The sequence below is a fragment of the Tepidicaulis marinus genome (assembly GCF_000739695.1).
In the GTDB taxonomy this organism is placed as follows: Bacteria; Pseudomonadota; Alphaproteobacteria; order Parvibaculales; family Parvibaculaceae; genus Tepidicaulis; species Tepidicaulis marinus.
This window is the reverse complement of the sequence record NZ_BBIO01000022.1, coordinates 24,224-37,398: the sequence shown is the minus strand read 5'-3', so window position 1 is coordinate 37,398 and position 13,175 is coordinate 24,224. Positions and strand designations below refer to the sequence as shown.

12 protein-coding genes are annotated in these 13,175 nt (G+C 61.2%); 2 read left to right on the top strand and 10 right to left on the bottom strand.

The window, feature by feature from the left end; all coding sequences use genetic code 11:
• The 6 genes from M2A_RS15615 to M2A_RS15590 all read right to left on the bottom strand — a co-directional run.
• A partial coding sequence (locus M2A_RS15615; RefSeq protein WP_052379553.1) for a fumarylacetoacetate hydrolase family protein occupies positions 1-1,132 on the bottom strand: 1,132 nt, incomplete at its 3' end.
• Entirely contained in the window at positions 1,132-2,448 is a 1,317-nt protein-coding gene (locus M2A_RS15610) for a CaiB/BaiF CoA transferase family protein (RefSeq protein WP_045449414.1), read from the bottom strand. The genes M2A_RS15615 and M2A_RS15610, both read right to left, overlap by 1 nt.
• A gap of 3 nt (positions 2,449-2,451) precedes the next feature.
• Entirely contained in the window at positions 2,452-3,264 is an 813-nt protein-coding gene (locus M2A_RS15605) for an enoyl-CoA hydratase/isomerase family protein (protein WP_045449411.1), read from the bottom strand.
• Between the two features lie 26 nt (positions 3,265-3,290).
• Positions 3,291-4,148, bottom strand: a complete 858-nt coding sequence (locus tag M2A_RS15600; protein WP_045449408.1) for an FAD binding domain-containing protein — start codon at positions 4,146-4,148, stop codon at positions 3,291-3,293.
• Positions 4,145-6,520, bottom strand: coding sequence for a xanthine dehydrogenase family protein molybdopterin-binding subunit (locus M2A_RS15595; RefSeq protein ID WP_045449405.1), 2,376 nt, complete (start codon positions 6,518-6,520; stop codon positions 4,145-4,147). The genes M2A_RS15600 and M2A_RS15595 overlap by 4 nt, the downstream gene beginning before the upstream one ends.
• Positions 6,517-7,026 (bottom strand): (2Fe-2S)-binding protein, encoded by a 510-nt coding sequence (locus M2A_RS15590; RefSeq protein WP_369384826.1) that lies wholly within the window; start codon positions 7,024-7,026, stop codon positions 6,517-6,519. Before M2A_RS15590 ends, M2A_RS15595 begins: the two co-directional genes overlap by 4 nt.
• A gap of 354 nt (positions 7,027-7,380) precedes the next feature.
• Between M2A_RS15590 and M2A_RS15585 the strand changes: the two genes are divergently transcribed.
• Both M2A_RS15585 and M2A_RS15580 read left to right on the top strand, forming a co-directional pair.
• A complete protein-coding gene (locus tag M2A_RS15585) occupies positions 7,381-8,046 on the top strand; it encodes a DUF4396 domain-containing protein (protein ID WP_045449403.1) in 666 nt (221 codons plus the stop codon).
• A gap of 118 nt (positions 8,047-8,164) precedes the next feature.
• On the top strand, positions 8,165-8,605 hold the full coding sequence (locus tag M2A_RS15580) for an Rrf2 family transcriptional regulator (protein ID WP_045449401.1): 441 nt from the start codon (positions 8,165-8,167) through the stop codon (positions 8,603-8,605).
• A 12-nt stretch (positions 8,606-8,617) separates the two neighbouring features.
• On the opposite strand, the gene M2A_RS17615 is transcribed toward M2A_RS15580, so the two are convergent.
• From M2A_RS17615 to M2A_RS15560, 4 genes are all read right to left on the bottom strand, one after another.
• Positions 8,618-10,102 (bottom strand): methyl-accepting chemotaxis protein, encoded by a 1,485-nt coding sequence (locus M2A_RS17615; RefSeq protein ID WP_052379552.1) that lies wholly within the window; start codon positions 10,100-10,102, stop codon positions 8,618-8,620.
• 1 nt (position 10,103) lies between these two features.
• A complete protein-coding gene (locus M2A_RS17610) occupies positions 10,104-10,562 on the bottom strand; it encodes an HPP family protein (RefSeq protein ID WP_052379551.1) in 459 nt (152 codons plus the stop codon).
• 119 nt (positions 10,563-10,681) lie between these two features.
• Positions 10,682-11,431, bottom strand: coding sequence for a helix-turn-helix transcriptional regulator (locus M2A_RS15565; RefSeq protein WP_045449398.1), 750 nt, complete (start codon positions 11,429-11,431; stop codon positions 10,682-10,684).
• A gap of 159 nt (positions 11,432-11,590) precedes the next feature.
• A complete protein-coding gene (locus M2A_RS15560) occupies positions 11,591-13,075 on the bottom strand; it encodes a hypothetical protein (protein WP_045449395.1) in 1,485 nt (494 codons plus the stop codon).
• Positions 13,076-13,175 lie beyond the last annotated feature (100 nt).

Sequence of the window (13,175 nt, the reverse complement as noted above, 5' to 3'; positions counted from 1 at the left end):
TTGCTTCCAGAAGACAGCCGCAGCCATCCTCATTCGGCCCCGAGACGGTGCCCGAGCCGTAAAGATCGCCGGGCCTTGTGGAAGCGCCGTTCGCGGTCAAATGGGCCAGCTGCTGCGCGCCGTCCCAATACATCTCGGCAAAATCCATCCGCGCGATGGTCTGCGCCTCCGCCCCGCATTCCCGCATGGCGGCGGAGCGCAGCGCCACTTCCATATCGATTTCGTAAGAAAAGGCCTCGTCATGGCGCAGATAGGAAAGCGCTTCTTCTTGTGAGCGGTTGCGCCGGCGGGAAAGACCGAGCGCTGCCAGCGGCACGACCCAAGCGCCCACCTGTGTGGCAAAGGACTTGGCGAGGAAGGGGCCGAGCGGCGTGCTTTCCCAGCCCTGAAAATCCCGCGCGCTCCAATCGTTCAGCAGCACGAGGCCGAAGACATGCTCAGGAAAATCTTGCGCAGCGATGCGCGTACCCTGACCTGTTTGCCCGCACATGACGAAACCGATCTCCGCTTCGAAATCGAGCGCGCGGGAGGGGGCAAAGCGCGGCGCGCCTTTGGCGAATGACTGTCCATGGGGGCGGATGATTTGCTCGCCGCTCGCGCAGATCGTGCCGGTGCGGCTGTGATAGCCGACTGGCATCTGCGTCCAGTTGGGGTGCAGCTCCGCGTCCGGGCGGATCGCTTTCATCGAGCGGGCGGCATGATGATAAGAGGAATAAAAATCGATGAAGTCGCCGGGTGCGAGCGGGCAAAGCAGTTGAAGGCTCTCCTGCTTGAGGAGTGCCGCTTCGAGAGGCGCGCGCGCCTCTTCGTTTTCGCGCGAGAGCAGAAATTGCAGCCGCGCCCGCAACGCCGCGTGTTCTTGCGGCCCGTAGCTCAGCAGCCCGTTGAGCGACGTGTCCTGCCAGATTGCAGGATCAAGCTTTAACTCATCCAAGAGCCCGGTGCCTGCAAGCGCATGAAGGTCGAGCGCCCGCTCGCCGATGGCCACCACGAGATGCGTGCCGCCTTCTTTCGCAGCGGCGACGCCGTAGGGCAGATTGGCAAGAGAAAAGCCGGAGCCGTCCGCGCCGGGCACGAAGGACCCGGCGCGAAGGCATGTTTCCGGTGTCGTGCTGCCTTGAGGCCCCGCCATCAGGAGCTCGCCTTGGCTTGGGCGGGCGTTTTGCTCTCACCGGCTTTCGGCGCGGCGGTTTTTTCGGCGTCCAGCTTGGGAGCGGGTTTCTTTGCCGCGCCGGGCAGCGGCGGGGCATCGACCAGAGCGCCTGCCTTGTAAAAGGCTTCGATCTCCGTGTCCTTGTAGCCCAGCGAGGCGAAGATCGAGCGGTTATGCTCGCCCTGCAGCGCAGGGGCGCCCGTCTCCGGCAGTTCTTCGTCGGAGAAGTGCCAGGGATGACCCGGAATGCGGTAGGTGCCGCCATGCCGGTCGGGCACTTCGCGCACCGCGCCCCAATACTCCGCCCATTCACTGTCCGCCAGCTCGCGCATGCTGCGCACCTCGCCCATGGCGATCTTGGCTTCGTCGAGCTGCGCGTCGAGGCTTTCCATATCCGGGAAGGTGAGGATCCAGGTCTGGATGATCTCATGCAGCGCGGCGTAGTTCTGCTGGCGGGCCTCGGCCGTGGCAAAGCGCGGATCCTTGGCAAGGTCCGGGCGGCGCATGGCCGACAGGTAGAAGCGGAACGTCAAGGAGCCGATCATGCTGGTGGCGACGGTGAAGGTCTCCCCGTTCGGTCCCTCGAAGAAGGGACAGTCCGTTGCGCCGAGCACCGCAGGTTCGGGCCCGAGATCGATATCCGTCAGGTCCACATGCGCCCGCTCGTTGATGGCGAGCAGCGTGGCGGCCATGGCGACATCGATATATTGCCCGCGTCCCGTCTCTTTGCGCTTGTGAAGCGCGGCGAGAATAGCAACGGTCGCCTGCAGCCCGGAATAAACATCGGCATGGGAAAGACTGTCCGTCTTCAACCCGCTCAGCGCCTCGCCGTAATGGGCAAGACTGTTGGCGGTAAAGCCGGCTTCCGCCTGCACGGTCGGGGCATAAGCCATGCGCCCGCGCCAGGGCCCGTGCTGGCCGTAACCGGTGATGGAGGCGTAGATGATGCGCGGGTTGCGCGCCGCGACGGTCTCATAATCAAGGCCGAAAAAGCCGAGCGTGCCGGCGCGGAAGTTTTCCACGATGATATCGGCATCGTCGCAAAGCCGCAGCGCGAGCTGGCGGCCTTCAGCTACATTCAGATCGATGCTGACATTGCGTTTGCCCGCATTCTGCTGGGCGTAATAGCCGGACATATCACCATGGGTCGGCATGGCAAAGCGCGTCACATCCGGGCGGGGCGGTTCGACTTTGATTACGTCCGCGCCGAGATCCATCAGGGTGCGCGCGCAAAACGGCCCTGCCAGAACGCGGGAGAAATCGACGACTTTCAATCCTGCAAGCGGTCCACTCATTGATCAACGCCCCTCGAAACGTGCAGCGCCCGGCCCGTTCTTACGGAATGCCTTGAGCCCGATTTTCAAATCTTCCGATTTCCAGATGGGTTTCTGGATGTCCGTCATTGCCTCATCCGCCGCCCGCACGCCTTCATTAGCGGCGATATAGGCAAGCTTCTTCGTGGCGGCATGGGCCACCGTCGGCCCATGGGCGAATTCCTCGGCAATGGTCCAGGTCACGGACTCAAGCTTGTCGTCCGGCACGGAAAGGTTGATGAGGCCCCAGCGTTCCAGCGTTGCGGCGTCGTAGCGCCGGCCCAGCATCGACATTTCCTTGGCGCGGGCAACGCCGATGCGTTGCACCTGGCGCTGAATGGCGCCCATCAAGGGGTGAAGGCCGAGCGTGACTTCCACCGAGCCGATTTTGGTGGAGGAAGCGGCAATGATGTAATCGCAGGCAAGCGCCAGCTCCAGCCCGCCGCCAAGGCAGACCCCGTGCAGGCTTGCGATGATCGGAATGGGCAGCGTTTCAAGGCGCTGCAGGAAGTCGATCGTATAAGTATTGGCGCGGCCCGCTTGTTTTGCGTCTTTATCGCCATCGGCAGGGGGCGTGCCCACGCGGGTTTCGAAATATTCCAGATCCGCGCCGGCGGAGAAGTGCCGCAGCCCGCTGCGCAGGATGATGGCGCGCGCACCGGCTTCTTCCGCCACTTTCAGCTCATCCAGAAGCGCATCCATCAGCTTCGTGCCGATCAGATTGTAAGGCCGGTAGAGCATGGTCAAAGTCGTGATCGACCCGCGTACTTCCCGCGCGATGAGAGGTTCGGAACTCATAAGCGTTTCTCCGTTTATTATGGGCTTCAAGCGGCAAGCAGCTCTTGAAGCGTTCTGGATAGAAGGATGCCAAGGCGCGTGCGCCGGTAATCGGCGGAGGCATAGTGATCGCCCCTGAAGGTGAGCCCGTCGAGCGCCTCCTCGATGGCGGCGCGAAGGTGTTCCGCCTCATAAGGTCCGGCGGTAAGCGCGGCCTCGAGTGCGGGCAGGCGCTGCGGATGAGAGGGCGCGCCGCTCACCGCAATGCGCGCTTTCCGGCAGGCACCGCCTTCGCCGGGCTCCAGACTAATCGCGGCGCTCGCGATGCTCCAGCCCACGGCATTGTGTTTCACCTTGCGGTAGGTGCTGCGGCTGTCTTTTTTTTGGTAAGGCAGATGTACTGCCGTCACGATCTCGCCTTGCAGTCCGCCTGCCGGTTTGGTGCCGGTCACGAAGTCGGCGGCGGAGAGGCGGCGCGTGCTGCCTTTGCCGTAAATCTCGACTTCCGCTTCAAGGGCAAGGGCCGCCGCCACCCAGTCGCCGCCGGGTTCGGCCTCGCAAAGCGCGCCGGCCAGCGTGCCGAGACGGCGGATCATCGGATCGCCCGCCGCTGCTCCCGTTTCGCACAAAAGGGGCAGGCGCTTTTGCACGGTTCCATCGCGCAGGAGCTCGGCCTGGCGCACCATGGCGCCGATGCGCACCCCGTCCGGCCCGTGCTCGATGGCCGACAGCTCGGTAATAGAATTGAGGTCGATCACAGCGCGCGGGCTCGCCCGGCGCTGTTTGAGTTCCGTGATAAGGCTCTGTCCTCCGGCCAGAAGCGCCGCGCCGCCTTCTTGGGACAGAAGGGAGGCTGCTTCTTCAAGGGTTGCCGGACGGGCGTAATCGAAAGCTGCCGGAATCATACCTCTGTCTCCTTATTGGCCGCGTTGCGGATGGACGTCAAAACCCGTTCGGGCGTTAGCGGCATGTCGAGTGCGCGTACGCCGAGGCTCCAAAGCGCATCGATGGCCGCATTGACAATGGCGGGCGGCGCGCCGATGGCGCCGGCCTCACCAAGCCCTTTGGCGCCCAGCGGATTGGTCGGGGTGGGAGTGACGGTATGGTCCGTTTCGAAACGCGGCAGCATGTCGAAGCGGGGAATGGAAGGCTCGAGCGCAGGGCGGCCTTGCGCATCGAAGCCCGCATCCTCGTAAAGCGCCTGGCCGATACCTTGCGCAAGCCCACCATGTACCTGGCCGCGGGCAAGCAGCGGGTTGATGATGACGCCGCAATCATCGACCGCAATATAGCGCTTCAGTTCCACCTCGCCGGTTTCAGGATCGACCTCCACAAGCGCGATATGCGCGCCGTAAGGTGAGGACATGGATTGCGGGTGAAAGAATTCGGTTTCTTCAAGCCCGATCCCCATTTCATATGGCATGTCGTGCCCGGTCCAGGCGGCATGAGCGACCCGTTCGACGGTCACTGTGCCATTGCCGTCCGCAGCTTTGAAAATGCCGTCCTCGACCAGCACTTTTTCAGGCTCGCATTGCAGAAGGTGAGCTGCAATGCGCCGCATCTTTGCGGCAACGCGGCCTGCGGCGACTTTCACCGCGCTCCCGCCGACGGGCACGGAGCGGGAATTGAACGTGCCGATGCCGAAGGGGATCATGTCCGTGTCCCCCTGCAGCACTTCGATCTGTTCCGGCGCAATGCCAAGCTCGTCCGCCGCGATCTGGGCGAAAGTCGTCACATGGCCCTGGCCGTGGCTGTGCGAGCCGGACAAGACCGTCGCCCGTCCGTCCGGGTGCACGCGCACGACGGCGCTTTCATAGCCGCCGCGATCAAAGCCCACGAACTGAAGAAGATAGCCGTTCCCCATGCCGCAGGTTTCGGTGTAATTGGAAAAACCGATACCGAGATAGCGGCCCTTTTTGCGCGCCTCTTCCTGCTCTTTGCGCAGACCCTCGTAGCCAGCATTTTTCAGCGCAAGATCGAGCGTCATCGCATATTCGCCGGTGTCGAGCGTCGTGCCCGTCGGCTGCGCATAAGGCATCTGGTCGGGCTGAACGAAATTGCGTTTGCGCGTCTCGGCAGGGTCGAGCCCCAACTCCAGCGCCACGCGGTCCATCACCCGCTCGATCATGTAAGCCGCTTCCGGCCGGCCCGCGCCGCGGTACGCATCGACCGGCGTCGTATTGGTATAGGCGCAGGTGATCGTCACGTCGGAATGGGGAATGGCGTAAACCCCAAGCGCGAAGAGCGCCACATTGATCGTCGGTACGCCCGTGCCCATGGAAGAAAGATAGGCGCCGACATTGGCCTTGGAGTCGAGTTTGAGGCCCAGCACCTTGCCGTCATTTTGCACGGCAACACGCACCTCCATCTCATGGTCGCGCCCATGGGTGGTTGCGGCTACGTTTTCGCTGCGCCGTTCGGTCCATTTCACGGGCCGCTTCAGCAGGCAGGAGAGCCGCGCCAGCGTCAGTTCTTCAGGATAGAAGTGCATTTTAGGGCCGAAGCCGCCGCCCACATCCGGCGAGATGACGCGCAGCTTGTGCTCGGGAAAGCCGAGGGCGCCGGCCAGCATCCGCCGCAGCATATGCGGGATTTGGTGCGCGGTATAAAAGGTCAGCCGCTCCGTTGCCGGGTCGAAATCCGCATTGACCGCCCGTCCCTCGATGGGGAAGGGCACAAGGCGCTGATTGCGCAGGCTGAAAGCAATTTCCCGGCCGGCTTTTTCAAGCGCCTCCTCATAGCCGCCATTTCCGGTTTTGAAGGTGGTGGCGATATTGCCTGGCAGATCGCCATGCACTTTATGGGCGTTTTCTTTCAAGGCATCGGATGCGCTGAAAACCGTGGGCAGCGGGTCGTAGGCCACATCGACCAGCGCGCCCGCGTCCGCGGCCGCTTCCGGACTTTCCGCCAGCACCACGGCAACGCATTCGCCGACATGGCGCACAATCTCCCGGGCAAGCGCCGGGCGGCCTTTGACCTGCGAGCCGGGCAGCACCCAATTGGGCGGCACATCGCGCGTGCCGTGCAAATCTTCCGCGCTGTAAACGCCTTTGACACCGGAAACGGCAAGGGCCGCTTCCGTGTTGATTTTCAGAATACGTGCATGGGCATGGGGCGAGCGGATGAAATGGGCGTAAAGCTGCCGGGGCAGCGTGATGTCGTCGACATAGCGCCCGCGCCCCGTCAGAAAGCGCATATCTTCCATCCGGCGCATGGCTTTGCCGGTATGTTTGCCCGTTTCGGCGCGCTGTGCGGTGTTCAGATCGGGAGCATTCATTCTGCGGCTCCTTTCACGGCGCTGGCGCCGCTGCCAAGGGTTCCGGCGGCGCTCAAAACCGCATCGACAATGTGTTGATAGCCGGTGCAGCGGCACAGATTGCCGCGCAGCGCCTGGCGCACATCGTTTTCATTCGGTTTGGGGTTGGTTTTGAGCAGGTCCATGGCCGCGCAGAGCATGCCGGGCGTGCAATAGCCGCATTGCAGGGCGTGATGCTCGTGGAAAGCCTGCTGCAGAGGATGCAGCGTGCCGTCTTCTGCGGCAAGGCCGGCGGCGGTGGTGATCTTGGCCCCGTCGGCCTGCGCTGCCAGCATCATGCAGGATTTCACCGCTTCGCCGTTAACGAGCACTGTGCAGGCGCCGCAGCGTCCGCTTTCACAGCCGATATGCGGGCCCTTAACGCCCAGTTTCTCCCGCAGCGCCTGAATGAGCAGCATGCGCGGCTCGACCGTGGTGCGCTCCTCGGCACCGTCCACCGTCAGCATGATATCGAGTTCGCTTTTCAAGATGGCATCCCCTGACCGTTGAGTGTTGACCGTTAAGTGTTGCCGCAGCGAAATGCCCCGCACCGGGCGGCGCAATTCTAAATATGATAATCATAATATATAAACTGGGGATGGAAGCCTGTCCTGTCAACACGCATTTGCGTAAGGAAGAGTTGAGTTCCGCAAAGCCGCGATCAGGGGAGCGGGAGGAGCCTAAGAATGAAAACCGGCATTTTCGGGCTGATTGTCCGGTCTGGATGCCAAGTGTCCTGGCGCAGGAGCGGAAAACGCGGAAGGAACGGGTGCGGGCGGCAAGCGTTTAAAAGAAAGCGGAACATCTGCTTTTTCGATCACACAAGCGATATTTGCCCTGTTATGGAAAGCCTGACGAATACCCTCTCCGATCCTCTGGTGCTCATCGTGTGGGCCACGCTCATGCTGCCCTGTCTGATTTGGACGATTTATGATTTGCGCACGCGCAATGCCCATCTCATGCCGCTGATGAAAGTGGTTTGGGCACTGACGGTCGTCTATTCAGGGCCGCTTGGGCTTGCCGTTTACTATCTGACAGGGCGCAAGGAAATTGCCCGGGACACCCTTTGGCGCCGCTCTTTCCGCTCCGTTGCCCATTGTTATTCGGGCTGCGGTATGGGTGAGATCGCCGGCATCACGATTGCGGCGGGCCTTCTCGCGCTGTCCAATTACTGGGTTGCCGGGATCACGTTCTGTTTGGCTTACGCGGCCGGTTATGCGCTGACGGTCGGTCCCCTGATGCAGGAAGGCGTGACCCTCAAGACCGCGCTTTGGGATGCCTTTCTTGCCGAAACGCCCAGCATCGCGGTGATGGAAATCGTGGCCATCGGCGCCGATCTTTACCTCGCCGGATCGGCCACTATGGCCGAGCCGCTTTTCTGGTCCTCGCTCATCACCTCCTTGACGCTCGGGCTTCTCGCCGCTTATCCGGTCAATGTGCTCCTCATCCATTATTGGGTGAAGGAAGGTATGATGGACCCGCGCAACACGGAGCACGATCACGGCTAGAGGCCGCCGTTTCAGGGCTTCCTTTTCTGGGTTTTTAAGGGCGCGCCAATTTGTGCCATTGGCGCACATGCGCGGCGGTTCTATATAAAGATATCAGATACATCTTTGGGCCGGAGCCATGCACCTTACCCGCCATACCGATTATGCGCTGCGTCTTCTCATGCTGCTCGCGGTGGAGCCGGACGCGCTTCACACGATCGAGGAGGTGGCCCGCCGTTATGAGATTTCGCGCAATCACATGATGAAAGTCGCCCAGACCCTGGCGCAAAACGGTTTCGTGGAAAGCCTGCGCGGACGGGGCGGCGGCTTGCGGCTGGGGCGGGCACCGGAGGAGATTTCTCTCGGCGCGGTGGTGCGCGCCTGCGAAGATAGTTTTGCGCTGGTGGAATGTTTCGATCCTGCCAAGAACACCTGCCGCATTGCCCCGGCCTGCGGCCTCAAAGGCCCGCTCGAGGAGGCCTTGAGCGCATTTCTTGGCGTGCTCGATGAGTACACGCTTGCCGACCTTGTCAAAAAGCCGGGCAGTTTCGGGCGCATCCGGCGGCTGATCCCCGCTTAAGCCCGTGTTTTCTCAGTTGCCGATTTCGCCGAGAAACGTCTCCACGTTCCGCGAAAGCGTCTCCGCCTCGCCCGCCAGCGCGCTGCATTTGCCGGACATCTCGCCTGCCGCTTCCGCCGAGCGTTCCACGCTTTCATCGATGCTGCGAAGATTGGCCGAGATATGCGTCACCGACAGCGCGGTCTGCTGCATGGCGGCGGCGATTTCATTCGTCGTCGATGATTGTTCTTCGAGCGCCGTATCGATGGTTTGCGAGGCGGCGGAAATCTCTTCGATGGAGCGGGTTGTCTCGCCCATGGCGGCCAGCATCTCCCGCGTCGCCCCGTTCATTTCCCGCACGATTTGAGAGATCGTTTCGACCGAGGCTTCCGTCTGCCCGGATAGCTCCTTCACTTCATTTGCCACGACGCTGAAGCCTTGACCATGAACACCGGCGCGCGCCGCCTCGATCCGGGCATTCATGGAAAGCAGTTTCACCTTGCCGGAAATGGCGGTGATTTCCTCAAGCGCCCCTTCCACCTTTACCGTGGCGCTGTTCAAGGTTTGCGCCCGGTTAGAGGCTTCGAGCACCTTATCCGCACAGTGCAGGATCAGCGAGGTGCTGCGCTGCACCTGACTGGCAATCTCGTTGATGCTGGCGGACATTTCCTCGACGGCGCTTGCAACGGTTTGCACGCTTTGCGCCGTTTCTTCGGAACTTTCTGCCGCGTCCCTGGCATTTTTCCGCGAGGCGGTGAGGCTCTCGCAGAGCAAACGGGCATTTTCTTCCAGCGCCTTGATGTAATGTTCCGTTTTTTCGACCGCGCCTTTCACCGTTCCTTCGAAGGAATGGGCGATGTCGCCGAGCCGTTCCCGATGCGCCATGCGGGTCAGGATCATGTTGAGCTGATTGCCCACAAAACGCATGATCTCCAGCGTGGTGCCATCGAGCGCGGCGGGCTCCCGGCTGAAAAATTCCAGCACGATGCGCGGGCGGTTTTCGAACAGCACGGGAAAAGCGAAGCATCCCTTCACGCCGTTCTGCCGGGCCGGGCCTGCCCGCAGAAACGTGTCAAGAACGGTCACGTCTTCGATGGTGACGGGTTCTTTTGTCTCCATCACCTTGCCGATCATGCCTTTGCCGGGGGCAAAAACGGTTTCCTCGGAAATCGAAACAAATTCGCTCATGCGCGCCCGGTCGATGCTCGCATCGAGCGACCAGAGCCGGGAAGAGCGCGCCTCTCCCGCTCCGTCCGTGCCGGCATGATAGGCATGGCCGATCGGCCAATCCGTATAAAGGCAAACCTCTTTCAGTGTGCGGGAAATGGCTTCGTCGAGATCTTCCGTGCCTTGCGCGATTTGAGAGACCTTGTTGAGCAGTCCGAAAAGTTGGGTAATGCCGTTTCCGTTTTCTTGCGCTCCGTGTTGCTTTTCTTTCGTGTGCAGCCGTTTCGCCGCTTTTTTTCGAAGCGCGGCGGTGTAGTTGCCGGAAGGTTCTGCATTGCCTTGTATCTGCATGTCAGAGCCTCGCATGGTTCAGGTGTTTCCAGGCTTGATGCGCCAGAACGATCATGATCATGCCCGTTGCCGTCGGCGCGAGAAGGGCCGTCCAATCGTACGTCCCGCTTGCCGCAATGGCCGCTGCCGCGCCCGCCGGCGGGTTTTGAACCCGGAGCAGCGTCATCAGCAGGATCGCCGCCGAGCAGGCCGTGACGATGGCGGCGGGCTCCCCCGGCATAAAATGCGCGGCAAGCAGCCCGCAGCAAAAGGAAATCAGCACACCGCCGAGGAGCGCGCGCGGCTGGGTGAAGCGGCTTTCAGGCTCGGCAATGACGAGAGTGATGGCGGCGCCGAAAAATCCGAGCAGCCACAGATCGGGGGTAAGAAAGGCGGAATGGACAAGCGCCACGGCAGAAAAAACCAGACAGCCGAAGACCGCCTTTTTTGCCGCTTCCATGAAAATGCTGCTGGCTGACATGCGCCCCCTCAATGCCGAAGTCCATCTTCCGGTTTAAAGGGCGTTTGATTAAAAACCGTTAGGCGGCGCCATCACGTTTAGGTGAGTGAAAAAGCGCAAAAACCCGGCGGCAGGGCAGGCTATGGCTGGATCAGGCCGAGCACCACGGCTTTATAGACGGCATGGCTTTTGTTGGTCGCTTTGAGTTTGCGCTGGGCTCTGAAAAGGCAATTTTCGACAGTTCGGTGCGAGAGACTGAGTTTGAAGGCAATGCGTTTGGAAGAAAGTCCCGCCGCCGACCATAAAAGACATTCCTTCTCGCGCGGTGTCAGGCCGACAAGCGGGGCATAGCGCTCTTCATCCGCTTCGACGGCATGATGAATGAGCTTGAAACATTCGGTTACTTCCCGCCCGTGCGAGGCGATCAGCGCATCGAAATCTTTATCGCTCATATAAGGGGCATGCAGGCCGATCATGGATTTCTTGTTGCGGCCCTCCACGGGCACGGCAAAGCCGTTATGCAGGCCGAGGTCGTGATTGACCGACAAAAGCTCGCTTCCATATTCGTGCTCGAGCGTTTTAGGCCGCAAGGTACGCCAGGAGACGGGCTCTCCCGTCGTCAGGCAATGAGGCAGGATGGGGTCCGCTTCCCAGAGCGGTTTTTCCTCTTGCACATGCGTGAGGTAGTCTTCGGGAAAATCGCAATAATTACGCATCTGCGGCAGGAATCGGTTTTCCTCATGGTTCGGCAGAACCAGCACGCCGTAATAGCCGGTGCCGAAACCGAAGCGTTCTTCCATATGGGTGCGGAAAGTCTGCCAGAGTGCCGGAAACCCGCTTTGGGTATGCAGCTTTTCAAGCAGGGCAAACGTACCTGTGTCCTGAAACATCAAGCCCTCTCGCATCAGGCAGCAAATGGGCGTGCGCATCGCTCACTCTTGTGTGAAGTCTAAGGGGTGGGAAGGGAAAAAGCCAAGCCGTTCCCGGCTCTTCAGGAGAAGAAGAGCCGGGAACCTTTGGCCTGCCTGCGGTCTCGCCAGCTTGCCTTTTTAGCGGGCAGAGCGGGCGGGGGCGGGCTCTGCCGTAAGCGGGGCGACCTGGAGCGTGGGGGCAGGCTCCGTCTGCCGCGCCGGGGCCGCACGGGCAGGGGCAGGGGCCGCCGGGGCAGGGGCGGCCCGAGCGGGTGTTGTGGCGCGAGCCGGGGCCTGTGCGGCCGGGGCGCGGGCGGGTTTCGCCTCGCCGCGCTGTGCGGCGGCGGGAGCAGCCTTTTGCAGGCTGGGCGCTACGGGCTGCGCCTGGATATTCAGGCTCCCGGCATTATTGGCGCCCGGACCGTTGTCATAGCTCATGCCGCCCGGATTGCCGCCGCCCACACCGACATTCACCTGCGGGGTGCAGCGGCGTTTCCAATCCTTCGTGGCGAAGGTCTGGTAGTGGGTTTCATATGTATTCGCCTTCTCGTCCTTCCACGTAATGGCGAGGCGGAACTGGTGGTTGATGGTTTTGTTGAGTACGTCCTGGCCGGAGAAGGGAACTTCATAGAAGAAGTTCGTGTCCGTGCCGCCTTCGGCCGCATTGAAAATCCGCGGGCCCGATTCGTAGACCTGCGTCATGTTCTCGGTCAGCCAGCTTTCATCCGACTTGCCATGCACGCGGAATTTGACGTGCCCCTTGCCCTGGCCTTTGATTTGCACCCGGAACTTGAGGTTGGCCGGGCACTTGCCGACATATGTCGGCGCGTAGGGCGTGATCGCCGCATAGGTGATCTTCAGCGGCTGGTAGCCGGCATCGATCTGATTGTTGTCACCCGGCGCGACGGCGACAGCGATAGGATTGAGCAGGTTCGGATTGCCCTTGTACTTGATCTTCATGGTGATGGGCTCGACGTCGGTACCGTAGCCGAGCTTCGTTACCTCAAGCTGCCCGTTCAGCTTTCTGCAGCCTGTATAAACGCTGAGGAAACGCTCGACTTCGATCACGCGGTCCTGCTTGAGGAAATCCAGCTTCGTGCCGCCATTGTCGATGAATTTCTGCATCTCGGCGTTGAAGATTTTCAGGGCATCGAACTCATAGGTGGGTTTGCCCGCATTCTTCAAACTGTTCAGCGGAACTTCCCAATTTTCGACCGTCGCCGGATGGTTGACCCAGCTGTTCTGAGAGTTGTTGTAATATTTCTGACCGGTTTCGAATTCCGCTTTGTGAACGACGCCGGCATCGCCGAAGGTCGGGTTGAAGGCGCCAAAGCCGATATACGCGCCCAAGGGGGCGTTCGGACGAATGCCCGAAATCTTCTCGCATACCAGCATGCCGCTGGCGCGGAAGGTCACTTTGTCGGTAAGAACCTGAACGTTTGCGGCGTTGATGTTGGTGCCGTCGGACATTTCCTTGAGTTCGACGGTGTAAACCGTCTGTGCCGGGGTCAGGTCCACCGATTGGACGCCGTCCTGCACGATCATGTTGCCCGCGGCGGCAGGTGAGATACTGGCGGCGAGGGCGATGGAGGCAGCCAGGGCTGCATGCGTGAACTTAGACATTCTCTGTTTCCCTAATGCGCCCGGAGGCGGGCGTTGATCCATGTTCAGGAGCTAAGTCGCGCCGCCGGCCCGCAAGGTTCAAAATTTCTTCTCTCAGGGA

Bases quoted from the DNA above. Each gene is read 5' to 3' on its own strand.
- M2A_RS15595 (WP_045449405.1), bottom strand. From the start codon at position 6,520: ATGAATGCTCCCGATCTGAACACCGCACAGCGCGCCGAAACGGGCAAA.
- M2A_RS15605 (WP_045449411.1), bottom strand. From the start codon at position 3,264: ATGAGTTCCGAACCTCTCATCGCGCGGGAAGTACGCGGGTCGATCACG.
- M2A_RS15585 (WP_045449403.1), top strand. From the start codon at position 7,381: ATGGAAAGCCTGACGAATACCCTCTCCGATCCTCTGGTGCTCATCGTG.
- M2A_RS17615 (WP_052379552.1), bottom strand. From the start codon at position 10,102: ATGCAGATACAAGGCAATGCAGAACCTTCCGGCAACTACACCGCCGCG.
- M2A_RS15600 (WP_045449408.1), bottom strand. From the start codon at position 4,148: ATGATTCCGGCAGCTTTCGATTACGCCCGTCCGGCAACCCTTGAAGAA.
- M2A_RS17610 (WP_052379551.1), bottom strand. From the start codon at position 10,562: ATGTCAGCCAGCAGCATTTTCATGGAAGCGGCAAAAAAGGCGGTCTTC.
- M2A_RS15610 (WP_045449414.1), bottom strand. From the start codon at position 2,448: ATGAGTGGACCGCTTGCAGGATTGAAAGTCGTCGATTTCTCCCGCGTT.
- M2A_RS15560 (WP_045449395.1), bottom strand. From the start codon at position 13,075: ATGTCTAAGTTCACGCATGCAGCCCTGGCTGCCTCCATCGCCCTCGCC.
- M2A_RS15580 (WP_045449401.1), top strand. From the start codon at position 8,165: ATGCACCTTACCCGCCATACCGATTATGCGCTGCGTCTTCTCATGCTG.
- M2A_RS15565 (WP_045449398.1), bottom strand. From the start codon at position 11,431: ATGTTTCAGGACACAGGTACGTTTGCCCTGCTTGAAAAGCTGCATACC.